The organism is Synechococcus sp. MIT S9503, from assembly GCF_047304175.1.
In the GTDB taxonomy this organism is placed as follows: domain Bacteria; phylum Cyanobacteriota; class Cyanobacteriia; order PCC-6307; family Cyanobiaceae; genus Synechococcus_C.
Genome location: NZ_CP138955.1, coordinates 1,330,368 through 1,354,971, shown reverse-complemented (window position 1 = coordinate 1,354,971; position 24,604 = coordinate 1,330,368). Strand labels below are relative to the sequence as shown.

At 59.8% G+C, this 24,604-nt stretch carries 32 protein-coding genes and 2 tRNA genes; 15 read left to right on the top strand and 19 right to left on the bottom strand.

Translation table 11 applies throughout. The features are described 5' to 3' along the window. Positions 1–15: 15 nt before the first annotated feature. Both petA and petC read right to left on the bottom strand, forming a co-directional pair. Entirely contained in the window at positions 16–948 is a 933-nt protein-coding gene (gene petA, locus SIB56_RS07765; RefSeq protein WP_413323409.1) for a cytochrome f, read from the bottom strand. Positions 949–990: 42 nt separating this feature from the next. Continuing rightward, positions 991–1,527, bottom strand: a complete 537-nt coding sequence (petC, locus tag SIB56_RS07760) for a cytochrome b6-f complex iron-sulfur subunit (RefSeq protein ID WP_413323408.1) — start codon at positions 1,525–1,527, stop codon at positions 991–993. A 103-nt stretch (positions 1,528–1,630) separates the two neighbouring features. Here petC and SIB56_RS07755 point away from each other — a divergent pair, with 103 nt between their 5' ends. Then, on the top strand, positions 1,631–1,978 hold the full coding sequence (locus SIB56_RS07755; protein WP_413323407.1) for a DUF3067 family protein: 348 nt from the start codon (positions 1,631–1,633) through the stop codon (positions 1,976–1,978). Here SIB56_RS07755 and tatC read toward each other — a convergent pair. After that, complete coding sequence (gene tatC, locus SIB56_RS07750) at positions 1,929–2,663, bottom strand: twin-arginine translocase subunit TatC (RefSeq protein ID WP_413323406.1); 735 nt, start codon at positions 2,661–2,663, stop codon at positions 1,929–1,931. The two genes, SIB56_RS07755 and tatC, sit on opposite strands and share 50 nt — an antisense overlap. 117 nt (positions 2,664–2,780) lie before the next feature. Further along, positions 2,781–4,499, bottom strand: coding sequence for an NFACT family protein (locus tag SIB56_RS07745; protein WP_413323405.1), 1,719 nt, complete (start codon positions 4,497–4,499; stop codon positions 2,781–2,783). 64 nt (positions 4,500–4,563) lie between these two features. Here SIB56_RS07745 and gmk point away from each other — a divergent pair, with 64 nt between their 5' ends. Beyond that, positions 4,564–5,136, top strand: a complete 573-nt coding sequence (gene gmk / locus SIB56_RS07740; protein ID WP_413323404.1) for a guanylate kinase — start codon at positions 4,564–4,566, stop codon at positions 5,134–5,136. Between the two features lie 5 nt (positions 5,137–5,141). Here gmk and psaJ read toward each other — a convergent pair whose 3' ends face one another. Then, on the bottom strand, positions 5,142–5,258 hold the full coding sequence (psaJ, locus tag SIB56_RS07735) for a photosystem I reaction center subunit IX (protein WP_413323402.1): 117 nt from the start codon (positions 5,256–5,258) through the stop codon (positions 5,142–5,144). Positions 5,259–5,295: 37 nt separating this feature from the next. Then, the gene (locus tag SIB56_RS07730; protein WP_413323401.1) at positions 5,296–5,775 is read right to left on the bottom strand and encodes a Photosystem I reaction center subunit III; all 480 of its coding nucleotides are present in this window, start codon (positions 5,773–5,775) and stop codon (positions 5,296–5,298) included. Positions 5,776–5,851: 76 nt separating this feature from the next. Between SIB56_RS07730 and tsaD the strand changes: the two genes are divergently transcribed. After that, the gene (gene tsaD, locus SIB56_RS07725; protein WP_413323400.1) at positions 5,852–6,922 is read left to right on the top strand and encodes a tRNA (adenosine(37)-N6)-threonylcarbamoyltransferase complex transferase subunit TsaD; all 1,071 of its coding nucleotides are present in this window, start codon (positions 5,852–5,854) and stop codon (positions 6,920–6,922) included. Positions 6,923–6,960: 38 nt separating this feature from the next. After that, positions 6,961–7,155 carry a high light inducible protein gene (locus SIB56_RS07720; protein ID WP_413323399.1) on the top strand — a complete coding sequence of 65 codons (195 nt, stop codon included), beginning with the start codon at positions 6,961–6,963 and terminating at the stop codon, positions 7,153–7,155. Positions 7,156–7,175: 20 nt separating this feature from the next. On the opposite strand, the gene SIB56_RS07715 is transcribed toward SIB56_RS07720, so the two are convergent. After that, positions 7,176–8,336 carry a type IV pilus twitching motility protein PilT gene (locus SIB56_RS07715; protein WP_413323398.1) on the bottom strand — a complete coding sequence of 387 codons (1,161 nt, stop codon included), beginning with the start codon at positions 8,334–8,336 and terminating at the stop codon, positions 7,176–7,178. 111 nt (positions 8,337–8,447) lie between these two features. On the opposite strand from SIB56_RS07715, the gene wecB reads away from it, so the two are divergent. Genes wecB through SIB56_RS07695 form a run of 4 tightly spaced genes read left to right on the top strand, consistent with a single transcriptional unit; the run spans position 8,448 to position 11,580 of the window. Next, positions 8,448–9,560, top strand: a complete 1,113-nt coding sequence (wecB, locus tag SIB56_RS07710; RefSeq protein WP_413323397.1) for a non-hydrolyzing UDP-N-acetylglucosamine 2-epimerase — start codon at positions 8,448–8,450, stop codon at positions 9,558–9,560. After that, positions 9,529–10,086 carry a DUF1643 domain-containing protein gene (locus SIB56_RS07705; protein WP_413323396.1) on the top strand — a complete coding sequence of 186 codons (558 nt, stop codon included), beginning with the start codon at positions 9,529–9,531 and terminating at the stop codon, positions 10,084–10,086. Before wecB ends, SIB56_RS07705 begins: the two co-directional genes overlap by 32 nt. Further along, on the top strand, positions 10,086–10,331 hold the full coding sequence (locus SIB56_RS07700; RefSeq protein ID WP_413323395.1) for a hypothetical protein: 246 nt from the start codon (positions 10,086–10,088) through the stop codon (positions 10,329–10,331). Before SIB56_RS07705 ends, SIB56_RS07700 begins: the two co-directional genes overlap by 1 nt. Beyond that, positions 10,321–11,580: a cation:proton antiporter gene (locus SIB56_RS07695; protein ID WP_413323394.1), complete on the top strand. Its 1,260-nt coding sequence runs from the start codon at positions 10,321–10,323 to the stop codon at positions 11,578–11,580. Before SIB56_RS07700 ends, SIB56_RS07695 begins: the two co-directional genes overlap by 11 nt. On the opposite strand, the gene gltX is transcribed toward SIB56_RS07695, so the two are convergent. From gltX to SIB56_RS07665, 6 genes are all read right to left on the bottom strand, one after another. Then, complete coding sequence (gltX, locus tag SIB56_RS07690; RefSeq protein WP_413323393.1) at positions 11,524–12,957, bottom strand: glutamate--tRNA ligase; 1,434 nt, start codon at positions 12,955–12,957, stop codon at positions 11,524–11,526. The genes SIB56_RS07695 and gltX overlap by 57 nt on opposite strands. A gap of 21 nt (positions 12,958–12,978) precedes the next feature. Then, a tRNA-Asp gene (locus SIB56_RS07685) sits at positions 12,979–13,052 on the bottom strand. A gap of 319 nt (positions 13,053–13,371) precedes the next feature. Continuing rightward, positions 13,372–13,560: a hyperconserved protein Hcp gene (locus tag SIB56_RS07680; protein WP_006043540.1), complete on the bottom strand. Its 189-nt coding sequence runs from the start codon at positions 13,558–13,560 to the stop codon at positions 13,372–13,374. 36 nt (positions 13,561–13,596) lie between these two features. Continuing rightward, positions 13,597–13,669 (bottom strand) — tRNA-Trp (locus SIB56_RS07675). A gap of 61 nt (positions 13,670–13,730) precedes the next feature. After that, a complete protein-coding gene (gene rplS / locus SIB56_RS07670) occupies positions 13,731–14,192 on the bottom strand; it encodes a 50S ribosomal protein L19 (RefSeq protein ID WP_413323392.1) in 462 nt (153 codons plus the stop codon). A 33-nt stretch (positions 14,193–14,225) separates the two neighbouring features. Beyond that, the gene (locus tag SIB56_RS07665) at positions 14,226–14,549 is read right to left on the bottom strand and encodes a PepSY domain-containing protein (protein ID WP_413323391.1); all 324 of its coding nucleotides are present in this window, start codon (positions 14,547–14,549) and stop codon (positions 14,226–14,228) included. Positions 14,550–14,609: 60 nt separating this feature from the next. Here SIB56_RS07665 and map point away from each other — a divergent pair, with 60 nt between their 5' ends. Beyond that, positions 14,610–15,449, top strand: a complete 840-nt coding sequence (map, locus tag SIB56_RS07660) for a type I methionyl aminopeptidase (RefSeq protein ID WP_413323390.1) — start codon at positions 14,610–14,612, stop codon at positions 15,447–15,449. Here map and SIB56_RS07655 read toward each other — a convergent pair. After that, entirely contained in the window at positions 15,430–16,218 is a 789-nt protein-coding gene (locus SIB56_RS07655; RefSeq protein ID WP_413323389.1) for an SDR family oxidoreductase, read from the bottom strand. The two genes, map and SIB56_RS07655, sit on opposite strands and share 20 nt — an antisense overlap. A gap of 20 nt (positions 16,219–16,238) precedes the next feature. Here SIB56_RS07655 and ebsA point away from each other — a divergent pair, with 20 nt between their 5' ends. From ebsA to SIB56_RS07640, 3 genes are read left to right on the top strand one after another with little or no spacing between them, the layout of a single operon-like run. After that, a complete protein-coding gene (gene ebsA / locus SIB56_RS07650) occupies positions 16,239–16,616 on the top strand; it encodes a type IV pilus biogenesis protein EbsA (protein WP_413323388.1) in 378 nt (125 codons plus the stop codon). A gap of 29 nt (positions 16,617–16,645) precedes the next feature. Further along, positions 16,646–17,755 carry a phosphotransacetylase family protein gene (locus SIB56_RS07645; RefSeq protein ID WP_413323387.1) on the top strand — a complete coding sequence of 370 codons (1,110 nt, stop codon included), beginning with the start codon at positions 16,646–16,648 and terminating at the stop codon, positions 17,753–17,755. Between the two features lie 54 nt (positions 17,756–17,809). Then, positions 17,810–18,322, top strand: a complete 513-nt coding sequence (locus tag SIB56_RS07640) for a DNA recombination-mediator protein A (protein WP_413323386.1) — start codon at positions 17,810–17,812, stop codon at positions 18,320–18,322. 3 nt (positions 18,323–18,325) lie between these two features. Here SIB56_RS07640 and SIB56_RS07635 read toward each other — a convergent pair whose 3' ends face one another. Beyond that, entirely contained in the window at positions 18,326–18,769 is a 444-nt protein-coding gene (locus tag SIB56_RS07635) for an NfeD family protein (protein ID WP_413323385.1), read from the bottom strand. 59 nt (positions 18,770–18,828) lie between these two features. Here SIB56_RS07635 and SIB56_RS07630 point away from each other — a divergent pair, with 59 nt between their 5' ends. Beyond that, positions 18,829–19,743, top strand: coding sequence for an SPFH domain-containing protein (locus SIB56_RS07630; protein ID WP_413323384.1), 915 nt, complete (start codon positions 18,829–18,831; stop codon positions 19,741–19,743). Here the strand turns inward: SIB56_RS07630 and SIB56_RS07625 are convergent. After that, on the bottom strand, positions 19,740–20,192 hold the full coding sequence (locus SIB56_RS07625; protein WP_413323383.1) for an MAPEG family protein: 453 nt from the start codon (positions 20,190–20,192) through the stop codon (positions 19,740–19,742). The genes SIB56_RS07630 and SIB56_RS07625 overlap by 4 nt on opposite strands. Before the next feature lie 221 nt (positions 20,193–20,413). Here SIB56_RS07625 and SIB56_RS07620 point away from each other — a divergent pair, with 221 nt between their 5' ends. Next, the gene (locus SIB56_RS07620) at positions 20,414–20,908 is read left to right on the top strand and encodes a YajQ family cyclic di-GMP-binding protein (protein ID WP_413323382.1); all 495 of its coding nucleotides are present in this window, start codon (positions 20,414–20,416) and stop codon (positions 20,906–20,908) included. Between the two features lie 173 nt (positions 20,909–21,081). Here the strand turns inward: SIB56_RS07620 and hemL are convergent, their stop codons facing one another. Both hemL and xth read right to left on the bottom strand, forming a co-directional pair. Then, entirely contained in the window at positions 21,082–22,383 is a 1,302-nt protein-coding gene (hemL, locus tag SIB56_RS07615) for a glutamate-1-semialdehyde 2,1-aminomutase (RefSeq protein WP_413323381.1), read from the bottom strand. A gap of 256 nt (positions 22,384–22,639) precedes the next feature. Next, a complete protein-coding gene (gene xth, locus SIB56_RS07610) occupies positions 22,640–23,482 on the bottom strand; it encodes an exodeoxyribonuclease III (protein WP_413323380.1) in 843 nt (280 codons plus the stop codon). A 62-nt stretch (positions 23,483–23,544) separates the two neighbouring features. Here xth and SIB56_RS07605 point away from each other — a divergent pair, with 62 nt between their 5' ends. After that, positions 23,545–23,841 carry a hypothetical protein gene (locus tag SIB56_RS07605; RefSeq protein WP_413323379.1) on the top strand — a complete coding sequence of 99 codons (297 nt, stop codon included), beginning with the start codon at positions 23,545–23,547 and terminating at the stop codon, positions 23,839–23,841. On the opposite strand, the gene SIB56_RS07600 is transcribed toward SIB56_RS07605, so the two are convergent. Beyond that, the gene (locus SIB56_RS07600; protein WP_413323378.1) at positions 23,819–24,574 is read right to left on the bottom strand and encodes a tetratricopeptide repeat protein; all 756 of its coding nucleotides are present in this window, start codon (positions 24,572–24,574) and stop codon (positions 23,819–23,821) included. The genes SIB56_RS07605 and SIB56_RS07600 overlap by 23 nt on opposite strands. Positions 24,575–24,604: the final 30 nt, after the last annotated feature.

The following is a 24,604-nucleotide window of genomic DNA, read 5'->3' as shown; positions in this document are numbered from 1 at the left end:
GGATCAACACCGATCTCAGATGCCCTCAGCGGCTTGCACCTTCTCAATCTGCTTCTTCTTCAGCACCAACATGATCTGGGCCAGCGAAACAGCGGCGAAGAAGGCCAACAGACCATAGATGCGAACGGGGTTCTGGAGCACAACTTCAGCATCCACCTGCCCGAAACCGCCCACATTCGGATCATCGGTGAGAGGGGCGCCCGCTTCGATGGCGTCACCGACTCCAACGATCAGGGCGGGACCGACGGGGATGGTTTCAGAGCTGCTTTCACCATCGGCACTGTTGATGGTGACGACCTTCGCTCCGTTCTCACCGTCCTCAATGGCGGAGATGGTGCCGCTGGCGGGTGATGTGAAGAGGGTGTTGTTGCTCTTCTCACCGGTGGGATAGACCTGGCCGCGGCCTCTGTTTCCTCCGACGAAGATCTGATACTTACCGAAGTGGATGTTGCTGTCGGTAGCAGGGTCAGGTGAGAGAACGGGGAAGACGATCTCCTGGTGCTGATCTCCGGGAATGGGACCCACAAGAAGGATGTTGGGCTGATCGTCGCTGTACTGCGTGAAATAAACACCCTCAGTCTCTTCCTTCATCTCGTCGGTCCAGCGATCCTGAGGAGCCAAAGTGAAACCGTCAGGAAGCTGGATCACCGCGCCGACCTGCAATCCCACATCGCTGCCGTCAGCACCGATCTCCTGTAGTCCCTGCTCGTAGGGGATCTTCACCGCCGCTTTGAAGACGGTGTCGGGAAGAACCGATTGCGGAACTTCAGCCTGAGTCAGTTTCTGGGCCAGGTGACAGTTGGCGCAGACAATCTTGCCGGTTGCCTCCCTGGGAGAAGCGTAGTTCTGCTGGGCCCAGAAGGGATAGGCCCAGCTGCATGACGGAGCCGTGAACACGGCGACGCCCAGGATCAGAGCTGCGAAGAGTGAGGAGAGGAGTCGGCGCATCGGAGGCTGAGGTGGGAAAAGAGCGGTGAGAAAGGTCGTTGATCAGCCCCACCAGGGCTTTTCGCCCGTGCGGAAGTCGGTTTCGGTCCACTGGCTCACAAAAACGTTGTCGTTCTCGACGCTTACGTTGGCCAGGGCCAGAGAGAGGGGAGCCGGTCCCCTCACCACTTTCCCGGTGGCGTCGTACTGGCTGCCGTGGCAAGGGCACATGAACTTGTTGGCGCCGCTGTTCCAGGGCACCACGCAGCCAAGGTGCGTGCAGATCGCATTGATGCCGTAGCTGCCGATGGCATCTTCACCTTCAACGATCAGATAGGTCGGATCCCCTTTGAGCCCCTGAACAAGGCTGCGGTCGCCTGTGGAGTGATCACTGAGCCAGCCGCTAAGCGTCACCGGGTTACCGAGCTCATCCTTGGCACTCGTGCCCCCACCGCTTCCGGATGCACGTGGGGGGATGAAGTAATTCACCACCGGATAGAGAGCCCCGAGGGCGACGCCGGTGACGGACCCAAAAGTCAGCAGATTCATGAACTGCCTGCGACCCATTCCGGGCACATCAGCTGCTGGCATCTGAGTCATGGCTGACGTTCGTTGGGCACTAGATGGGGCTCATTATGGGCGCTATAGGTCGTGTCACACTTCGCGGGCACTGGATTTTCACCGATGTTCAAGGTCTGCGTCAGTGGTTGCTGATCACTCGCCCTCGAAAGAGGCCCGCCCCCTGTGCGTTGACGAAGTCATCGACGTTCTGCGCTCGCGCTGGCAAGCCAGCTATGACCTTCAGCTGGTCACCAGGCGCAGGCGGATGTATCTCCAGGTGATGTGGGCCTACCTCGAGCAGCAGTCTTTCCCCCTGGACGAGCCCGCATACCGCTCGCACATGGCGGAAGTTCTGGAAATCGTCAACAGAATTGGTGAAGCGGAGACAGTTCGCGAATGGTTGCTCACAACCCGCGACAAGCCGCGTCTCGGCAAGGCCCTCAGCCTGCAGCTGCAGGGGGAGGGGAGGCTGGAGGAGTTTCTGATCTGAAACGCTGAACCAAAGCGACAAGCAGCACCCCGATCAGATAGAGGGCTGTGATCGCTCCAGCCAGAAGCAGCATGGTGACAGGGTCTGTGGATGGCGTCAGAACCGCGCCTGCCAGGGCTGAGATCAGCACCACCCAGCGCCAGGCGGAGAGCATTCGCTGCCAGTTGACAAGTCCGAAGACCCCCAGAAGGAGTTGCAGAACAGGAAGCTGAAAGGCCAGACCCGTTGACAGCATCAGCAGTAAAACGAAGTCCAGGTAGCGCTCAATCGACCAGATCGGCTCCACCACATCAGCGCCGTAGCTCACGAGAAAATTCAGAGCTGCAGGCACGAGAGCCCACCAGGCAAATGCGAGGCCGGCCAGGAACAGCACGGCAGAGCCGGCAACCGACGGTGCGATCAGCCGTCGTTCTCCTCGGGTGAGCCCTGGCAGAACAAAGGCAAGTCCCTGATACAACACATAAGGAAGTGCCAGCGTGAGACCTGCGTAGCCGGCGACCTTGAAGGATACGAAAAGGAATTCGCCGGGGGCCAGCTGCAGGAAGCGGATCGATCCCGCTGGTTCCTCGAGGATTCTCACCAGAGGCCTCACGGCCAGAAGACAGGCCAGGGCGCAGACCAACACAGCAGAAAGACTGCGCAGCACTCTCTGACGCAGTTCCTCGAGGTGATCAACAAGAGGCATTTCCACGTCATTGGGCGGGCCGTCCTGCTCCCCGATTCGGATCGGCGGCGGCGGCGACAGCTTCGGGGACTCTTCAGGAGAGATCGGAGTCAGAGGTGCTTGAGCGTTGGAATCAAGTCAGGCTAGGGGTTTCCGAGCGTCAAGGTTTCTGCGTGCGCGATCCGGTTCCGCCCAGACCAGCTCAGCCTGTCGATGCCTCACGGTTCCCGGTGCCGTGCCCGGGATCCTCTGGAGATGCTCCACGGCAGTCATCACCACCGGGACACGCCGGTTTCCCTTGGCACGACTGAACCAAGCCGCAAGGTCCGCCGCCAGCTGAAGGTCCTCGTCCGTTGCAGCTGCTGCGGAGGCCTTGAGCACCACATGGCTCCCCGGGCATTCCTGTGCATGAAACCAGAGATCTCCGGCTCGAGCCTGACGCAGGCTGATCCATTCGTTCTGGCGATGGTTCCTCCCCACCTGAATCAACAATCCATCCCAGGACCGGATTTCAAGGGGCTGGGGCTGCCCATTTGGTGGACCGTTGCGGCGACGTTTGCGTCGGGGCGTCAGCAGCTCCTCCAGTTCGACCTTCAGTTCCAGCAGCTGTCGTTTACGAGCGTCAGCTTCGTCCCAGTCTGCCTGCATCAGATCGGTCAGAAAGCTTTCGCTGCCATCGATCAGTGCCAGTCGCTGATCGTGGTGGATCAGCCTTTGCTCGATCAGCGGAATGGATCGCCTCAGCCGCTTCGCCCGCTGGTAAAGCTTCTGGGCCTTGTCAATGCTGTCCCGGTCAGGAGAGGCCTGGCAGAGGATGGCATCCGCCTTTTGCTGCAGTTCATCTGCGCCAACGGTGTCCTTCAGGCGCTGCACCTGCTCCCGGCGCTGCGCCTGTTCCTTCTGTCTGCTCTGCTCGAGAAGCTGGCGCAGTTCCTGATGGTCCCTGCGCAGCTGTCGCTGGTTCAGGTGATCGCGGTAATAGATCCCCAGGCGAAGGCTGAGCGCTCGGTCGTCATTGGCTGGGTCGGCAGGATCGTTCCAGACGCGGTAGCCACCTGCTTCATCGAAATCAAGAACGAAATCACCGTCGCTGAGATGTTGAAGCCAGCTTTTCCAGCGCTGATGAAGCAGAACCCACTGGTTTTCACTGATGCTCTCGACAGGGGTGGAGGCTGTCAGGGGTGATGGCGTGTCGCCCCCACAGGGCAGGTTGATGAGTTGTTTTGTCAGGGCAGGACTGATGCCTTGATAGGTCTCGCGCAAGGCCCTGCCCAGATCGACCGGGACAAGGGTCAGTCTGCGCCTCCACTCTTCGATGGATTCCTGGCTTTCCGGTGGAAGACTCTGAAGCGAAGGCGGGGCGATGTAGGGATCACCACTGCTGAGAGGTCGTACCCGCGACTGGTGCTGTCTGACCTGCCGAGCAATGGCCGTGATCCTGTTCTGTTCATCCAGAAGCAGGACATTGCTGTGGCGGCCCATCAGCTCCAGCACAAGGGTGCGGGCGGTTGACTCACCAGGACGTGGTGCGAAGTGAAACTGCACAACCCGTTCAAAGTCCCGCTGTTCCAGTGCCACAAGGGCCAGCTGCTTCAGCCCGTGCTGGATCTGCTGAGCCAGTGTGCTGCCCGCTCCGATCCTGCTGGGCGGGGGGATCTGGACCATCCTGGCGGCGTCCGCCTGCCAGCTGAGTTCCAGCCAGACCATGCCGCTGAGAGTGCGAAAGCCCAGCTGCAGGCTTTGCGGGTCAGGCTGTTGCGCTTTCTCAAATCGACTTGGAATGATCTGCCCACGCAGATCCCCCAGCACTGCCCGAAGGCTGGTGAGGTCCATCCCCTGAAGCGTGCTGTTCGCCATCGCTGTCTGGTGGCCTTTCAACTGGGGATGCCTTCCTACCCTGCTGCCTGACCGAAAACAAGCCATGGCAACGACCGATCGCCACGCCCGGCTCGCTCTGCTCACAGGCCCCAGCGGCGTCGGCAAGGGAACTCTGGTGACACGCCTGTTAGCTCGCCATCCTCAGCTCTGGCTATCCGTGTCTGCCACCACCCGTGCTCCCCGCGAGGGGGAACAGGATGGGATTCACTACTTCTTCCACTCACGCGATTCCTTTGAAGCGCTGGTCAGGGCGGGAGGGTTGCTGGAGTGGGCTGAATTCGCCGGCAATTGTTACGGGACACCACGGCAGCCAGTCATGCAAAGACTTCAGAGCGGAACGTCCGTGCTTCTGGAAATCGAACTTGAGGGGGCCAGACAGGTGCGCCAAAGTTTTCCTGAGGCACTCCAGATTTTTCTCGCACCTCCCAGTGTCGAAGAGCTTGAGCACCGCATCAGGGGCCGTGGAACTGAATCAGAGGTGTCGATTCAGAAACGACTGGAAAGGGCCCGTACAGAGCTCGCTGCGCAAGGTGAGTTTGATGCAGTTGTAGTCAACGATGATCTCGAAACCGCTCTCAGCGAACTTGAGCGCCTGATGCGACTGACCAACGCCTGAGTGATTCAGAGCGGGTGGAACAGCAGGTCGGGGAAGAAGCGGTTCCACTCGATCAGAATTCCCGCCGTAAGCGTGAACCAGATGGCGGCAACAACAGGTGCGGTGGTAAGAAACTTTTTCATCGTTGAGCAGTCCTTAATGAAGGTGGAGCTTTTGAAGTCAACGGGGTGAAACCGTGATGTTTGAATCGCTTTCAGTCAGCTTGCCACTGTTGAATTCAGCGATGGCTGCCACCGGCCAAGTGGCGGCTCTGACGACTGATTTGAGGGCGAGTGTCGTATCAAGTTGAATCTCAAGCATGTTCTGGTCCTTCCGACCTCGGATCGCCTTGAGGTAATCGCGACCTGCCCAGCCGATGCAACCGGTGATATAGAGGAACATCAGCCCTGGAAGCACAAAATCGCCGGCATGATTCCAGCGGCCGTCAACGATCAGGTGAGGAAGACCGTCTTCCCCACAGGATGCTTTGCTGTACATCTCGAAGCGGGCTTTGGCCTGCGGCGTTGACGCTGCGCTGGCGCGCTGCTGAAATCGTGGACTCTCGGAACAGGGTGTTAATCCAGCCACATCTGCACTGGCAATCGGTGCGAAGCCGAACACCAGCAGGGCCGACAGCACGAGGGCGAAGAAGCGACGCATCGGAACGGTTCCTGTTGAATCTGCCCCGTGAAGGCAGGATGTATCAAATGGACAGTAGTGGAGCCTGTTGACCTGCATGCCCAAGGTCCTTGCCCTCGAAACAAGTTGTGACGAGTCCGCAGCGGCCGTTGTGGAGCAAAGCGATGGTCGCCTTCAGGTCCATTCCCATTGTATTGCGTCCCAGATCAAGGAGCATGCCCAGTGGGGCGGGGTCGTGCCCGAAATCGCTTCCCGAAGGCATGTTGAAGCCCTCCCCCACCTGATCGACCAGGCCCTCAACGATGCGGAACTGCCGTTCAGCGATCTGGATGGCGTTGCTGCCACGGTCACGCCTGGCCTCGTCGGAGCTCTGATGGTGGGATCCGTGACGGGGCGCACCCTCGCGGCTCTACACAATCGCCCGTTCATCGCCGTGCATCACCTTGAGGCTCATCTCGCCTCGGTTCGGCTGGCTGTGTCCCCACCGTCACCGCCTTATCTGGTTCTGCTGGTGAGCGGCGGCCATACGGAACTGATTCATGTCGATTCAGCCGGAATGCTCGAGCGACTCGGGCGCAGCCATGATGACGCAGCCGGTGAGGCCTTCGACAAGGTTGCCCGCCTTCTTGGCCTTGATTACCCGGGCGGACCTGCGATCCAGGCGGCGGCGGTGGATGGTGACACCACCCGTTTCGTCTTGCCGAAAGGTCGTGTTTCGAAACCCGGTGGAGGTTTTTTTCCCTACGACTTCTCCTTCAGTGGCCTAAAAACAGCGATGCTGCGTCAGGTGGAGGCCTGCCGGGCCTGGGAGGAGCCGTTGCCACTGGCGGATCTGGCCGCCAGCTTCCAACAGGTTGTTGCGGATGTGCTGGTTGACCGCAGCCTGCGCTGCTGCTCCGATCTCAAGCTGTCGACGCTGGTGATGGTCGGAGGCGTGGCGGCCAATCAGCGGCTGCGGCAGTGCATGCATGCGAGAGGCGCCAAACAGGGCGTTGACGTTCATCTCGCACCACTCGCCTACTGCACCGACAACGCGGCAATGGTTGGCGCTGCGGCGCTTGGTCGTCTCACGTCCCAACCGGTGTTCAGCTCTCTGTCGCTGGGCGTTTCGGCACGCTGGGCTCTCGAAAACTGCGCGCCTCTGTATCAATCGAATCCGCCCTTCTGAAATCAAATGAATAGGGTGACGCGACTTGCAATTCGGAGATGCCGATCGAGACCGAGACTCGCCAGCGGAGCAAGGTTGAAGAGGTTGATTCCGGTGAACTCAACGCCTGGAGAAGGGGTTTCACGCCACAGGCAGAAATCTGGAATGGACGGCTGGCGATGCTCGGATTGTCGGTGTCTCTTGGAATTCTCTTCGTGATCAGAGTTTCAGCTTCAGCGGTCCCAGCTGCCTGACGAGGACCGCAGCGTCACGTTCACCCTCTGCCCCGGAGAGCCTGAGCCAGTTCGTTCGGCTTCAGGCTTTGTGCAATGGCCTGGTCAGCTTCAACTCTCTCTTGCTCGACAAGGTTCTGCAGGCATTGGTTGGCAGTGATCATCCCGTCGAATCCACTGCGCTCCATGATCTCCTCGACCTCGTCTAGTGCGCCGCGCTGGATGTAGTCCTTGCAGGCCTCCGTATTGATGAGGATGTCGTGGAACGCTGCCCGTTTGCCATCCGTAGTGCGAATCAGACCCTGCGAGATCACGCCGAGCAGTGATTCCGACAGAGAGCGACGCACGCTTTCCTGATCCTCAGGAGGGAACATGCCGAGCACTCTCTCCACGGTTTTGACGGCGGAATTTGTGTGCAGCGTTCCAAACACCAGATGCCCGGTCTGAGAGGCTTCCAAGGCCGTGCTCAGGGTCTCCTGGTCGCGGATTTCACCCACAAGGATCACGTCGGGGTCTTCTCGCAGTGCCGCTTTCAGTGCATTGTGAAATTTCAGGGTGTGCAGTCCGACCTCCCGATGCCGGATCAGCGAGCGTTGGCTTGTGTGCACGAACTCAACCGGGTCTTCAATCGTGAGGATGTGCCGATGCTGGTTCCGATTGATCCAATCGATCATCGCCGCCAGTGTTGTGCTTTTTCCGGACCCTGTAGGGCCTGTGATCAGCACGAGACCCTTGGGTCGTGAGGAGAGCTCGCGCAGCACATCAGGCAGTTTCAACTGCTCAAGGGTCAGGATCGTCTGCGGAATCAGACGCAGAACCATCGCTGGCCCACGCAGGGAATCCAGAAGATTGATGCGCACACGCACAAAGGAAAACGCATGGGCACCATCGAATTCCTTGATCTGGTGAAAGTCATCGATCTGCTGCGGCGTCAGAATTTCTCTGAGCCAGCGTTGAAAGGTCTGCTGACTTGAACAGGGCCACTCCGTCGTCAGCATCTCTCCCCGCGCCCGGTATCGAGGAATTTCCCCGACGCCGAGGTGCACGTCTGAATGTCCCTTCTCATGAGCGATGCGAACGATCTGTTCCAGGCTTGGTGTGGCCTCCTTTGCGTCGTTGATCGTCTCTGAGGCGGGAGAAGGATGCCGGGGCGGGGAGACGGCCCCGGTGGGGAAGCCCGGTGGAAAGATCGGCTGGCTCACGCAATTCACGGACGTCTCTGCACAGCTTCGCCATCCCTGTGCTGTTGGCAAGTGAACGCTTCAAAGGTGCTGGGTGAACACGCTTAGGATCCCGATATCCATTCTCGGTTTATGGCTGCCAGGCCCCGCGTCACGATTGTGCTTGGCACCCGTCCGGAAGCCATCAAGCTTGCCCCCGTCATCCAGGAGTTTCGTGCCTGTGGCTCACTAGAGACGCGTGTTGTGTTGACCGGTCAGCACCGCGAGATGGTCACTCAGGTGATGGATCTGTTTCAGCTCAAGGCCGATCAGGATCTTGATCTGATGGCTCCGCGGCAGACACTCACCCATGTCACCTGTGCAGCACTTCAGGGCCTGCGTGATGACTTTCAGGCTTTTCCTCCTGGTCTGGTGCTGGTTCAGGGAGACACCACAACAGCCTTCGCCGCTGCTCTTGCCGCCTTCTACGAGCAGATCCCCGTGGGACATGTGGAGGCCGGGCTGCGCACGGACAACCTTCTGGACCCATTCCCTGAAGAGGCCAACCGCCGGCTGATCTCACAGGTTTCCCGCCTGCATTTCGCGCCCACCAATCGCTCCGAGGCCAATCTCAACGCTTCCGGCGTTGTCGGCCGCGTGATGGTGACCGGCAACACAGTCATCGATGCCCTGCTGCGCATGGCTGAGCAGGCACCGGAGCTCTCTGACCTGCCGATCGACTGGGCCAACCAGCGCGTGATCCTGGCGACGGTCCATCGCCGGGAAAACTGGGGCGAGCGCCTGAACAGCATCGCCGCAGGGATGCTTCAGGTGCTTGACACTCATCCGGACACCCTTCTTCTCTTGCCACTGCATCGCAACCCCACGGTTCGGGAGCCCCTGCGAGAACTGCTCGGTCACCATCCCCGTGTGGTGCTGAGCGAACCACTTGACTATGACCGGCTGGTCGCCGCGATGAAAGGTTGCACCCTGCTGCTCACTGATTCCGGAGGGCTCCAAGAGGAGGCTCCAGCTCTGGGGAAGCCGGTTCTGGTGCTGCGTCGTACAACTGAGCGCCCTGAGGCGGTTGATGCCGGCACCGCCCGTCTTGTCGGAACGGACAGTGACTCAATCACCCGTGAGGCTTCACGCCTTCTCGACGACCCGAGTGCCTATGAGCAGATGGCAAGGTCTGTGAATCCCTTCGGTGATGGTCAGGCCAGCGGCAGAATTCTTGAAGCTGCTCTTGCCTTGCTCGAAGCCTGATGCCGCTTTCAGTTCCTGCGGTCGCTACCGCTGGGAACTGCATCGCCCGGTTCTTGTTCCAACCGGTGGAGATTGCCACAGGCTGCTGCTGTTTGTGGGTCTGAATCCCTCCACGGCCGATCGTGGTCGTGATGACCCCACGCTGAGGCGACTTCAGGGTTTCGCTCGCGACTGGGGATACCACTGGCTTGTGGTGCTCAATCTGTTCGGGAGGATCTCCACCTCGCCCGCTGCCTTGGGTCGTTGCCGGGATCCTGTTGGTCAGTGCTCCGATCCAGTGCTGCGCAGCTGGTTTGGGAGATGGTCCGGTTCACCTTCCTGGGATCTCTGGCTGGGCTGGGGTGAGGCTGGATCCCTCCATAACCGTGATCAGCGTGTGGAGATGATGCTTGCAGAGGCACTGGCCATGCGTGTTCAGGGCAGGCCGCCGCTGGTCATCGGAACCACACGCAATGGCCAGCCGCGTCATCCGCTTTATGTGGCAGGAGGAAAGCTTCTTTCCTCCTGGGCCTGTACGGTTCGCTGATGACACGCACCCCACGCCGCTACAAGATTTCGCTTCACCTCTCGGGAGGTCAGACAGAGGTGGTGCATTTCCCCACACTCGACTCCTTTCAGGAGTGGTACCAGGCACTGGCCAGCGGCGGGAGTGGTCAGGCTTTTGTGAATGTCCCCCTTGGGGATCTCGAAGGGGAATATCTGGTGATACGCCCTGAAGCGGTCATCGGCGTGCGTGTGGAACCGCAATTCGCATCCATCGATGACGCCTGAGAGGCTCGGACTGCTCTGGGGCATCACGGTGTTCGCCGGAGCTGGTGCGCGATTGCTCGCCGCTCTTTCAGGACTCCCTGGTGTCGTGCTGCTGCTGCTGTCGGGTCTCCTGATCGGACGGTCTGGGCTTGGCCTGGTGGAGCCACTCGACCTGGGAGAGGGTCTTGAAACAACCGTTGGCCTGCTGGTCAGTCTTGTTCTGTTTGACGGCGGTCTGAATCTGCGTTTGCCAGGTGACACCATCAAGGCGACCGTGTTACGGATTTCCCTGCTGCGTTTGTTGCTCTCTCTGGGGGCTGGAATGCTGGCAGCGCACTGGCTGGCCGGACTGGGATGGTCCGTGGCAGCGGTCTACAGCGCCATCGTGCTGGGGACTGGCCCCACTGTTGTCACTCCGATCGTCCAGCAGATCCGCCTGGCTTCCCCGCTCGGGGATGTGCTCGAGGCGGAGGGTCTGGTGCTTGAGCCTGTGGGAGCTGTTCTGGCGCTGCTGCTGCTCGAACTGCTTCTCGGTGATCTCTACGGCTGGCGAGGTCTGGCGATTGGTCTGCTGTCGCGCCTTGGTGGCGGTGTGCTGATCGGAGTCGCAGTTGGCTGGTTGCTCGCGGAGCTGCTCAGACGCCTGCCCTCAGAACATGCCGTGGGGTTGCGACTGCAGCTGACCCTGGGCGTTCTCTTCCTGATGTTCGCGATCTGTGAATGGTTGCTGCCGGAATCCGGTCTGCCGGCATCAGTCGCTGCCGGAGTTGTGGTTGGCCGTCGACCATCGACGCAGGCGGCTCAGCTGGACGAGCTGATCAGTGAATTGGCAAGGCTTGCGATCACCATGCTGTTCCCGCTTCTGGCGGCTGATGTGTCATGGGCTGAGCTCAGTCCGCTGGGATGGGGTGGTGTCAGTTGTGTGCTGGTGCTGATGCTGCTCGTGCGGCCGGCTGCTGTGGGTGTGGCCACGATCGGCTTGCCCCTTGACTGGCGTCAGCGGCTGTTCATGGGATGGCTGGCACCGCGTGGGATCGTCACAGCCGCTGTGGCGTCACTGTTTTCGATTCGTCTTGAACAGGCCGGGATTCTCGGGGCAGGCCGGCTTCAGGGTCTGGTGTTTCTGACCATCCTGATGACCGTGGGCCTGCAGGGACTCACCGCTCAGCCGCTGGCAAGGGTTTTAGGCCTAATTCAGTCGGAGCCTGAAGACTCAGGGGAGGCAGCGCTTCAGGCGGGGGAGATCCTGCCTGATCCTGGCCAGCAGTGACCAGGTTGTGATCAGGTCCGGTCCCTGCAGGCGGCCTAGCAACGCTGCACGCAGCGATTTCATCACAACACCTTTTTTCACGCCGGCTCTGTTCGCGGCATCGGCAAGCATCGACTGAGCCTCTGCGATGTCAATGCCATCCCATGGATCAGCCTCGAGCGACTCCACGAGGTGGTTGAGCGCGCTTCTGGAGCCCTCCACATTCAGCTGTTTGAGGCCATCCTCCTGAAGCTCAGGGCAAACGAAGAAGGGTTGCGCCTGATCAACCGCGTCTCCTAGCAGGGTGAGAGAGGGACCCAGCAGCTCGCACAAGGCCAGACTCCAGCTGGGGTCGTCCGGGAGACTCCATTTTTTTTGCCGCCAGAGAGGTGCGGCGGCGTCCAACAGCTGCTCAGGGGTGAGCCCATGCAGAACCTGGGCATTGAGCCAGTTCAGCTTGTCCCAGTCAAAGCGGGCACCCGCCTTGTTGACCCGATCGAAGCCGAACACATCCGCGGCCTGCGAGAGAGTGAAACGCTCCTCCATGCCTTCAGGCACCGACCAGCCCAGCAGGGTCATGTAGTTGGCGATCGCCTCCGCCGTGTATCCCATGGAGCGGAAGTCATTGATCGAGGTGACACCGTCACGCTTGGAGAGCTTGCGCCCCTCCGCATTGAGGATCAGCGGGGCATGGGCAAAGACCGGCACCTGCAGCTCGAGCGCCTTGTAGAGGAGCAGTTGTTTAGCTGTGTTAGCAATGTGATCTTCGCCCCTGATCACGTGGGTGATCTCCATGGCGGCGTCATCCACCACCACCACCAGGTTGTAGAGGGGATCTCCGATCTGATCGGCTGGTGCCCGACGGGCGATCACCATATCTCCGCCCAGATCAGCTCCACGCCACTGCATCGGACCGCGAACGAGGTCACTCCACCGGATGTCTTCATTGTCGTCAATCCGGAAGCGGATGACGGCTTCACGGCCCTCCGCCTGAAAGGACGCTTCCTGATCTGCGGTGAGGTTGCGATGTCGGTTGTCGTAACGGGGGGCTCTGTTCTCTGCTTTCTGCAGTTCGCGCATGGTCGCCAGCTCCTCTTCGCTGGCGTAACAGCGATAGGCAAGGCCACGGTCGAGCAGCATCCGGATTGCAGAACGATGCTCTTCGACACGCTCGCTCTGAATCATGGGATCTTCGTCCCAGTCGAGTCCCAGCCATGCGAGACCCTCGAGGATGTTGGCCGTGAATTCCGGCCGGGAACGCTCCTTGTCGGTGTCCTCGATCCTCAGCAGAAACTGACCCTTCTCGTGGCGGGCGTACAACCAGTTGAAGACCGCTGTTCTTGCCGTCCCGATGTGGAGAGTGCCCGTTGGACTCGGGGCCAGACGAACGCGCACCATGGTGTGGCTCGGGATGAGGAACGGGACCGACGGGATTCGAACCCGCAACTTCCGCCGTGACAGGGCGGTGCTCTAACCGGTTGAACTACGGTCCCAGATCGGATTCAGATCGACGGTGCTCGTCCGTTGGAATCTGATCTGCGTCGCTCACGCGACATCGAAAGTATCGACTGTTGCCCTGCCCTCCGTCAATACGCGCGCTGATCAGGTTCATGGCAGGCAGGGATTCAGGACGCTCTTTTGCCGGAGCACTCAAGGATCACCGCTCTGGCATTTCAGGCAGAGATCCGCTGAGGGCCATCTGGCCACATGCGCACGACTTGCTCTGATGGCGATCTCAGTGCACATAAAAAACCGGTGGCCTCGGCCACCGGCCTTGCTCACTGATCCCATCAAGGGATTGAACGACTCAGCTCAGGGACGGAAACCTGCAGGCTCAATCAGACGGACCTGGTTGCCACGCGCGGTGAACTCACGGCCCTGATCGCTCTGCACGACCACACGTCCTCCGGATTTGACGCGAATGACACGGGCACGAACCCAGCCGAGGGCGGCTGATTCGAGGACCTTGACCACATCACCAGGTTGAAGATCCAACTCCATGCTCGAAACTAGGAAACTGCAGAAGGGGGCATCGGACGCGCCGTGGAGGACTTGAACCCCCGACATCAGGTTTTGGAGACCTGCGTTCTACCAACTGAACTAACGGCGCAAGGCGATGAACCCCTCGACCATCACAAATTGATGGCATTGGATTGAACGAGGCCTAAGCCTCAGCGATCGAAGCGCTGCTTCACGCGGGTGGCCTTGCCCACCCGTTCCCGCAGATAGAAAAGCTTCGCCCTGCGTACCTTACCGCGCCGCTCCACCTTGATGGAGGCAACTTGTGGGCTATGCAGCATAAAGACCCTCTCAACGCCGATGCCTTGGAAAATGCGGCGAACTGTGATGGTCTGATTCACCCCACCGTGACGCTTGGCGATCACAACTCCCTCATAGGGCTGGACACGTTCCTTGTTGCCCTCGCTGATGCGGACGCCGACGCGGACGGTGTCTCCGACGTAGATGTCGGGAAGATTGTCTTTCTGCTGCGCCTTCTCGAACTCCCTGATCAGATCAGCCGGGCTGAGGCGCTCGGCCTTGGCAGCCGCTGCAGCAGGTTTCGGGGACTCGTTATCGGTGCTCACGACTTCCGAGCCGTCCTGTGCAGTTGTGTCTTTCTGGTCCGCTGCCATCCCAGCTCCGGGTAATCACGCCAAACAACCAGCTTACCCTGCCGACCCACCGTCTACTGAGCGCTTCTTCCAGGCGTTTCTCCAGGACTGCAGCATCATTGCTCCTCCTGTGATCAACATCCAAATCACGCCAAGTCCGTTGAGCACAACCACCACCGGCTCCAGCTGCGGGCCGAGCCATTCCCCCTCATGCAGGCTCATCAGCCAGTGAGCGCTGTCGCGACTCACACCGAACCAGTCGCGCGCGACCCGATAGCTCAGCCCGGTGATCACCGTGGTCATCAGCGGCAGCAGAACCAGAGGCGCAACTCTGCTGTGCCATCGCCGCAGTCGTGCCATCCAGAGAGCCACCGGCATCAGCCCGTCACGATTGATAGCGTGGCAGGAGGACGTCGGGATCGCCCGAAGGAATCACCGATGAACTTGTTCGCTGATCTGCTCGCCTCGACCAAAACGGGCAGCGTCACCGCCACCGGGCCGCGGATTCAGCAGCGACGTGGAGTGGAGATCAAATCGGCGAGAGAGCTGAAAATCATGGCCAAGGCCAGTCGCATCGTGGCGACTGTGCTTCGGGAGATCATGGAGATGGCGGAGCCTGGTCAGACCACCGGAGATCTCGATGCCCACGCCGAGCGGCGCATCCGGGAGATGGGAGCCACACCCAGTTTCAAGGGCTATCACGGATTTCCGGCCAGCATCTGCGCAAGCATCAACGATGAGGTGGTGCATGGAATTCCCAGCAACAAAAGAGTGATCCACGCTGGTGACCTGCTCAAGGTCGACACGGGAGCTTTCTTCGATGGCTACCACGGTGACAGCTGCGTCACCATCTGCGTGGGAGAGGTGAATGACAAGGCGGCCGATCTGAGTCGCGTGGCCCAGGAGTCACTGATGGCGGGACTGGCACAGATCCGCTCCGGCAACACGCTTCTCGACATCGCCGGAGCGGTCGAGGACAGGGTTCATGAAGGCGGTTTCAGCGTGGTGGAGGACTACACCGGGCACGGCGTTGGTCGTAATCTCCACGAAGAGCCTTCCGTGTTCAACTTCCGCACGGATGGCCTGCCGAACGTCAAGCTCCGGCCGGGCATGACCCTGGCTGTGGAACCCATTCTCAACGCCGGAAGCAAAGCCTGCCGGACCCTTCGTGACCGCTGGACCGTGGTTACCCGTGACGGAAGTCTGTCCGCGCAGTGGGAGCACACGATCGTGGTGACTTCCGACGGCTGTGAGATCCTCACCGATCGCGGCGACTAATCCGAAAAATTCTGTTGTAGATCAGTCTTCCCAGCTCGGTCAGAGGCATCACCAGCAAGGTGATCGGATTCGGGGTCACGATGATCAGTGGCAGCCCTCGCTCGGCTTGCCAGAGAATCTGTCCGGCAACGAAATCCGCAGACATCACTCCGATGGGATTGAGCTCTGAACGGAATGGACCAAGCACCAGCTTGCGCAGCATCGGCAGTTGTGACCTCTCCTGTCGAGGAGCACTCCAGCGCAGGCTCACGAGCTGACCGATCAGCCGTTTGCTCAGTTCATACGCTGGGCTCAGTGCCGGTTGAATCTCGGCTTCCGAGGTGTTCACCCACAGCTCTGCAGCATGTGCACGTTGATCACCCATTCGTTTCTGTTGCTCGAAGCGCTGCAGCAGCCTCCAATGGCTCAGAGCATTCACTTCAAGAGCCTTGGAGAGGCTTTCGGGGCTTTGATCACCTCCCGGATTGATGCCGTGATTGAGCACAAGGACATCGAGACGACTCAGAATGCTGTCGAGCTCCGCCTCTTGTCCGCAGCTCCAGAGAACCCATTCCTGGGGCCCGGTCATGCTGTTCAGGCCTTCTGGCTGCGGGCGGTGACTCAGGGCGACGACCCAGGCTCCTCTCCGGCGCAGATGACATGTCAGTGCTCGACCGAGCTCTCCGCCTGCGCCTGTGATTCCAATCCTGCGACCTTTCCAGGTCTCTGAACCTGCCATTGAGTCGGACGTCCTCGGCTCAGGCTGGGCCATGGCGATGAACTGGGGCATGCTTGGAACAGCACGACGGTATGACGTTGTCCAGCCCGTCCGGGGAAGCTCTGCTGGCTCTTTTCGCTCCCTATTGCGGCGGACGTCGGCAGGAGCAGGCTCTGCGAAGTGCGCTTGATCGTCTGCCGCTCGGCCAGTTCGATGGCGAGCGTGCGCGCAGGGATGCCTCTCCTCACCGGTTTCTTCTGACCTGGAGTCCTGTCAGTGCTCCTCTGCAGACCTGTCGCTGTGAGTTGAGCTTTCAGGACCGCCCTCAACAGCTTTATGCATTCGAGTGTCCAGCGCATCAGCTGCTGGATTGGCTCATGCACTGCGTCGATGCCGGACATCGGGATCTGCCCGACACCTTCTGGCAGTGGTTGTTTCTTGAGCGGGTTGAGGAGGATGGTGGCCTTTAAATTGTGATCAACAATCTCAGACCTCCCGGATGGGCTCAACGCTGCTGATCGGATCGTGTGAACCCTTCAGCGGCAAGTCCGCCCTTGTGCTTGGGATCGCCAGGCATCTGCGCTCCTCAGGCACGCGGGTCCTCTTCGGCAAGCCACTGGCAACCAGTCTCGACTGGGACTCCGGTCGAGGGTATCCGCCCTCGCCTCTGATCGACGACGACGTCCGTTTCGTGGGAGAGACCCTCGGTCTGCCTCAACAGGATCTGATCCCCTCTCTGCATCTGCTGTCTCCCCAGACAGCCCAGATACGCCTTGAGAGTGGGACCCTGGCAGCGGGTGATGGACTCGAACAATTGCGAACCAATCTCCAGCAATCCGAGGCCGGAGTCACCCTGCTTGAAGCAGCAGGAAACCTCAATGAGGGACTGCTGTACGGACTGAGTCTGGTGCAACTGGCCCGCGATCTTGATGCACCCGTGGTTCTCGTGCATCTCTGGGAAGACAGTCGCAGTGTGGATGCTCTGCTGGCCGCGAGTCAACAGCTTGGAGATCGCCTTCGCGGAGTGGTTCTGAATGCGGTCATTCCGGATGATGTGGAAAACCTTGAGCGTGAGGTCGTGCCTGCGCTGCAGGCTCTGGGCATTGAGGTGTTCGGAGTGATGCCCCGCTCCCCGTTGCTGCGCAGTGTCACTGTGGGCGAACTGGTGCGTCGCCTCGATGCCCGCGTGATCTGCTGCAGGGAGAAGCTCGACCTGCTGGTCGAGACGCTGAGCATCGGTGCGATGAATGTGAACTCAGCCATGGAGTTTTTTCGCAGGCGCCGCAACATGGCGGTGGTCACAGGGGCGGACCGCACCGATATTCAGCTGGCAGCCCTGGAGGCCTCCACGCAGTGTCTGATTCTCACCGGAGCCGGTGATCCTCTTCCTCAGCTGATCAGTCGGGCTGATGAGCTGGAGGTACCGCTTCTCAAGGTCGAGCAGGACACGCTCGGGACCGTTGAAGTGATTGAACAGGCTTTCGGGCATGTGCGTCTGCACGAGGCGGTGAAAGCGACTTACGCCTTCCGTCTTGTGGAAGAGCACTGCCGCCTCGCAGACCTGCTCAGGGCTGTGGGACTGGAAGACCTCGTGATCGGCTCAAAGTGATTGTCCCGACAGGGTTCACCGCTGCTACCTTCGAAGGACGCTCGCAGGCAGTCATTGAGCCGATCCCTTGATCTTCCTGCACTGGACAGGGTGGACACCCTTGCCCAGGAACTGGCCTTGCTTCAGGACAAGGGAGCCAGAAGGATTGCCATCCTCGGCAGCCGTCACGTTCCTGTGGTTGCCATTCATCTGATCGAGCTGATCGCCCGCTCTCTGGCTCAGGAGGGGCACTCACTGGTCACCTCAGGAGCGCAGGGAGTCAACGCTGCGGTGATCCGTGGGGTGCTCGCCGTTGATGCCTCAAAACTCACAGTGCTGCTTCCGCAGAGCCTCAGTCGTCAGGGGCCTGAGATCCGCGATCAGCTCGAGCGTGTGCTGCATCTGATCGAGAAACCGGAGCATGACGATCTGCCGCTGCCAATGGCCAGCAGCCTCTGCAATCAGGACATCATCAGTCGTTGTGACCAACTGATTTGTCTGGCGTTCCATGACAGTGAGACTCTGCTTGCCAGCTGTCGAAATGCCGAGGACATGGGCAAGGTTGTCAGCCTGCTGTTCTTCGACTGACGCTCAGCGCGACGGCAGGGTCGGCAGGACCTGCAAGCGGGTTCCCTCCCTTCCCATCACGAGCACGCGCTCTCCCGGCTGCAGCCGGGTCTCCACATCCAGTGAGCATGCCGCCCAGCTCTGGCCGTGCCAGCGCACTCTCCCTTCACCGCCGGGCTGAATCGTGTCCAGCACCTCAGCCGTATCCTCCTTCAGTCTGCGGCGTCCTGGCCGGGGATTGCGCCTGGCCGACCAGCGACTCAGCCAAAGCGTTCCCATCACTGTGATCAGAGTGAACACGAGGATCTGAATCCAGACCTGCAGGGGGAGCAAAGCCGTCAGCACGGACACGACAAGACCGGCGAAGGCCGCGAACATCAGGCCGTCAAAGCTGGGTTGCACAAGCTCCACGACCAGCAGCCCACCCGCCACAAGCAACCAGATCAACGGACTCCAGATTGGTGACATGTCTGGTGGATGGATTGCTCCACTTTGGTGGCTAGCGTCGCTGCAGACATCCATTCGTCATGGAAGCCCTGCTGAGCCTGCCAGCCCTGATCCTGATCGCACTCCTGGGCAGCGGCAGCATCAAAGTCACCAGCGGAGGTCGATCGCGCCTTGTCGAGCGGCTCGGAAAATACGATCGCGAGCTGCAGCCAGGGCTTTCCGTCGTGATTCCCGTTGTGGAGAGGGTGGTGAGTCATGAATCACTCAAGGAACGGGTGCTGGATATCCCTCCTCAGCTGTGCATCACCCGGGACAACGTCTCCATCGAGGTTGATGCCGTGGTGTACTGGCAGCTTCTCGAGCATTCCCAGGCCTATTACGCCGTTGACAACCTGCAGGCTGCGATGGTGAATCTTGTGCTGACCCAGATCCGCGCCGAAATGGGCAAGCTTGATCTCGATCAGACGTTCACAACCCGCAGTGAGGTGAACGAGCTGCTGCTGAAGGAGCTGGATGAAGCCACCGACCCCTGGGGCGTGAAGGTGACCCGCGTTGAAATGCGTGACATCAATCCCTCTCCTGGCGTGAAGCAGGCCATGGAAGCCCAGATGACAGCCGAACGGGAGAAACGGGCCGCCATCCTGCGCTCCGAGGGGGAGAAGGAGGCCCAGCTGAATGAGGCGAGGGGGCGTGCTGAGGCACTCGTTCTTGATGCCCGTGCGCAGAAGGAGGCCATCCTGCTCGAGGCTGAGGCACAGGCGAAACAACAGGGCGTGATGGCGGAGGCGAAGTCGGAAGCTGCACGTGTGATGGCAAGGGCTCTCGCCGAGAGCCCGGAAGCCGAGGAAGCCGTTCGGCTGATGCTGGCAGAGAACTGGATGGCCATGGGGCAGCGCATGGCTGACTCACCGGCCGGCAGTGTGCTGATGGTGGATCCACAGTCCCCTGCCTCACTGCTTGCTGCCCTTAAGCAATTCCAGCAGGGCAAGAGCTAGGGGAGCAGCAGAGCTTTGACTCCTTCGATGTAGAGGATTCCTGTGCACAGCAGAGCCGAGGCCCAGCACAGCCCTCTCAGTGGAGGGATGTTGGCGATGTAGGCCGGTAGATACACCAGACGCAGCAGAGGCTGAAGCAGGGCTGCAGGGATGGCGAGACCCTGAAGCTCCCCGGTCTGCAGCACGGCGATCAGTGCGAGAAGCGCTGCTGGTGCGTGCAGGCTGAAGGCCTCGAAACTGTTCTGATGCGCCCAGCTGGCGCGTTTCCCCCAGGCGGGAAGGCGGTCGAACATCGCCCTTGGCGCCTTCATGTCATTCATGGTGAAGTCCGCCTGTGACCGAGCTGCACCCAGGGGAATCACGCTTGCAATCACCACAGCTCCAGAGAACACAAGCGACAAGGCATAAGGAGCCGCAGCAGTCTGGGTGACAAGGTCTGTGATGAACACAAGCAAAAAAATCGCGGTTGAAACAATAGTGATTGACTGTGGATCGATGCGACCAGCGGTTCTGCATCAATCCTTCGTGCGGCTCTTTCTGATGAGGTCTTTGGACTTTCGGCGTGCTCAGATTGCTGATCTGAAGTTCATCAACATCCGTTTGTTCACAGATCTTCTGTTGAGGCCGCTTTCTTCGGCATTGCTAGTCTTCAACCAATGACGACTCATCGATGGCTTCATACTCATTTGATGTGGTTTCTGACTTTGACCGTCAGGAATTGGTGAACACCCTTGACCAGGTTCGAAGGGATGTCTCCCAGCGATACGACCTTAAGGATTCCGGCACGGAGATTGATCTTGAAGAGGCAGCAGTTGTGATAACCACAGCCAGCGATATGACCCTTCAGGCTGTTGAAGATATTCTGCGTGCCAAGGCTACAAAGAGAAATCTTTCCCTCAAGATTTTTGATTTCCAGCCCGCGGAGACTGTGGGGGGCAATCGTGTTCAGCAGACGGTTAAATTGAAGAAAGGACTCAGTCAGGAACTGGCCAAGAAAATGAGCAAAATAGTTCGTGATGAGCTCAAGAAAGTCACTGTCGCTATTCAGGGGGACAGCCTCAGGGTGACAGGCAAGAGCAAGGATGATCTGCAGCAGGTCATTCAGTTGCTGCGCACAAAGGAGGATGAACTTGACGTGCCGCTTCAGTTTGAGAACTATCGCTGAGTGTTGAGAATCAGACTGATCTGGATGCCCTAAGACATCAAGCTGAGCTCAGCCCTCCAACATCTCTGCACGCGGTTTCTCAAAGCCCAGAAACGGCCAGATCAAGACCTTTTCGATCGCATCCCCCAAGTCGATGCCTGGATGGAGCATGGGGGACGAAACTGAATCAGAGCTCAGGCGACAGAAGCGAAGCTTTCGCGGAATGCCTGAATCGTGGCCTCGATGTCTGCGTCCGAATGGGCCAGGGAGGTGAAACCTGCCTCAAAAGCAGACGGAGCCAGATAGACACCACGCTCAAGCATGGCGCGGTGCAGCTTGCCGAAGCGTTCGGCATCCGTTGCCTTTGCTTCCTCGAAGTTGCGCACCGGACCATCACAGAGGAAGAAGCCGAACATGGCACTGACGCTGCCCGCTGTGATCGGCAGGCCTGCGGCGGTTGCCGCCTCCTTGATCCCTTCAACCAGCTTTTCGGTGGTTGCCGTGAGTTTGTCGTAGCTGCCCGGCTGTTTGAGCAGCTCAAGCGTTTTGATGCCTGCCGTCATGGCGAGGGGATTTCCGCTCAGAGTGCCGGCCTGATACATCGGTCCAGCCGGAGCAACCATCTCCATGATTTCGCGTCGTCCGCCGTAGGCCCCCACGGGCAAGCCGCCTCCGATCACCTTGCCCATGGTGGTCAGATCAGGTGTCACCCCGAAGTGGGCCTGGGCACCTCCGTAGCTGATGCGGAAACCTGTCATCACCTCGTCAAAGACCAGCAAGGCGCCGTTCTCCTTGGTGAGTTCACGCAAGCCCTCCAGGAAGCCAGGCTCAGGCTGGATGAACCCCGCATTGCCGACGATGGGCTCGAGGATCACACCTGAGATCGCGTCAGGATTCTCCGCGAACAGCTGTTTGACCGCTTCCAGGTCGTTGTAGGGCGCTGTGAGGGTGTTGGCGGTTGTGCTGCGCGGAACACCAGGTGAGTCGGGCAGGCCAAGAGTGGCGACGCCGGAGCCGGCTTTGACCAGGAACATGTCCGCGTGGCCGTGGTAGCAACCCTCGAACTTGATGACCTTGTCGCGGCCGGTGTAGGCGCGCATCAGGCGAAGCACGGCCATGCAGGCCTCCGTCCCGCTGTTCACGAAACGGACCATCTCCACGCTGGGGACGGCGTCGATGACCATTTCGGCCAGAGTGTTCTCGAGAGCACAGGGTGCCCCGAAGCTTGTGCCCTTCTCGATTGTTTCCTGAAGTGCGCTGATCACTTCGGGGTGGGCATGGCCGCAGATCGCAGGTCCCCAGCTGCCGATGTAATCGATGTATTTGTTGTCATCGACGTCCCAGGCATACGCGCCCTTGACCCGATCAAAGACGATCGGCTGCCCACCCACGGATTTGAATGCACGCACTGGGGAGCTCACGCCACCGGGCATCAGAGCCTGGGCGGCGCTGAACAGCTCCTGGGAGCGACTTGTGTTCAAGCTTGGTGCTGTCACTGGGGCGGAAGCCAAAGGGCCGATGCAAACCGTGCCACATCCTGACCCAAGAACGTGCCAAAACGGCTGATCTGTGTACGAAGCCGGGATTCCGGAACTTGTGATACCAGGATCGGCATGGTGTTTCGGGCCCTGATCAGGCCATTCCTGGAGAGCCTCATCGCAGGTTGTGAAACGGTTTCTGGTCCCAAGACTCTGGGTATGACCCTGTTTGTGCCGTGTGTTTACGACTGTGACGGAGTCTGCATGATCAGCCTCAGTCAGCCATGAAATTTCCATCCACCTCCTCGAGTTCGTCCTCGAGCTCCCAGGAGAGGTCCACAACCACGGGTGCATGGTCACTGGGTTGCTCACGTCCCCGCTCCTGTTTATCGATCTGGCAGCTGAGGGCGAGCTCCTGCAGCTCGCCGCTCAGATAGATGTGATCGATTCTCCAGCCGCTGTCTCGGTTCCAGGCACCACTGCGGTAATCCCACCAGCTCCAGTGACCGGTGCCCGCTTCAAACAGTCTGAAGGCGTCCTTGAGGTCGTGCCCAAGGGCCTTTGACAGTGCTCCTCGCTCCGCATCGGAAGCCATGATTCCCCCACTGAGGCGTTCGGGATCATGCAGATCTCTGGCTTCCGGTCCGATGTTGAAATCACCAACAACGCAGAGGGGCTCGTCCCTGCTCCTGGCCGCCTGCAGATACCTCTCCAGACAGGCGAGCCAGCTGAGCTTGTAGTCGTACTTGTCTGAAGTGAGGCTGGAACCGTTGGGTACATAGAGATTGACCACCCTGATCCCTTCCACCAGAGCACTGATCACTCGTTTCTGATCACTGAGTTTCTCGGTCTCCGGATCAGCACTCAGCTCCCCGAGGAAGCCCATCCGCACATCCTCCAGCGGATGCTGGCTGATCAGGGCAACGCCGTTGTAGGACTTCTGGCCGTGGAAGCTGACTGCGTAGCCTCTGGAATCAAACGCTTCGAGCGGAAAAAGTGGATCATCAACCTTGGTTTCCTGCAGCGCCAGCAGATCCACTCCGCTCTGATCCAGCCAGCGCAAGACATGATCCAGCCGAGTGCGGATCGAATTGACATTCCAGCTCGCGATCTGCACGGAGATCCTGATGCACCTGTCTGGAGACCCTTAGCATCCACCGGATCCAAGCACCCGATCTCATGCAATCGCTCCGCGTGACCTGCTGCCTGGTGATCGCCGCAAGCAGTGCACTGCTGATCGTTTCTCCTTCCGCCCAATCCCAGACAACGCTGTCTCAGCCCAGCTCGATTGAGCGCAACGAGGATCGCGACATCTACAACACCCTCCCAGGGGAATCCAAGCAGAAGGGATCAGTCCTGGATGTCACCAACCCAATGGAACTGATGAGGAGCCTTCGTCAGGCTTCCTCCATGAACGACGCCACAGATCCGGTCGATGCCATCGACGAAGCACTCAGGGAGTTGGCTCAGCCTTGAGTCCTGAGCTTGCAGGTCTGTTCCTGGCTGCCTCAAGTGCCCAGCGCAGCTCAAGTGTCTGCAGATCCCAGGCCGAACCAGCCGTATTTTCTCTAAGACCCATCGCTTTTCGCAGCAACGTGATGGCCTCGATTCCCTCGCCCTGATCCTTTTTCAGCATGGCCAGGGCCAGGAGCGGTTCTGGTTTCTGAGGATTGTCTTTGATCAGACTGAGATAGCGATCGGAGGCGGCCTTCAGCTTTCCGGACAACCGCTCCAGATCTGCCAGCAGCAGGCCAAGGCCGAGCCTCCGATCAGAGGGTGTGTTGCCGGACTGTTCGTTCAGGCTTTTGATCAGCTCGGTGCTCTGCTCGGCCTCAAGAGCAAGCAGACTCCACAGGGCAATCACTTCGGGTTGGTCGGGGTGCAGTCGCTGCAAGGGTCTGAGGGTGCGGACTGCCCCGTTCCGGTCTCCTTGCCGATGCTGCGCGCGAGCCAGCAACAGCGACCAGCGCCAGTCCCTCGGATGGCTCAGCGCCTGAGCTCTGAGCAGCTCGAGCTCTGAAAGAGCGCTGCCGGAACGTTGTTCGGCGATGGTTGCCTGCGACTGATTCCCGGGCCAGCGGCCGCTCAACATCAAGCCTGTGCCCGCACAGACAGATGCCGCTGCCGCGATGCCAGCCAGCGTTTCGCTCGTTCGACGTTTGTAGCCCGCCACCATGCCGTGGGAACGCCCGGTCAGTCTGAAGCGCATTGCCGATGCTGGCTAGAGTTCCCTCGGGCC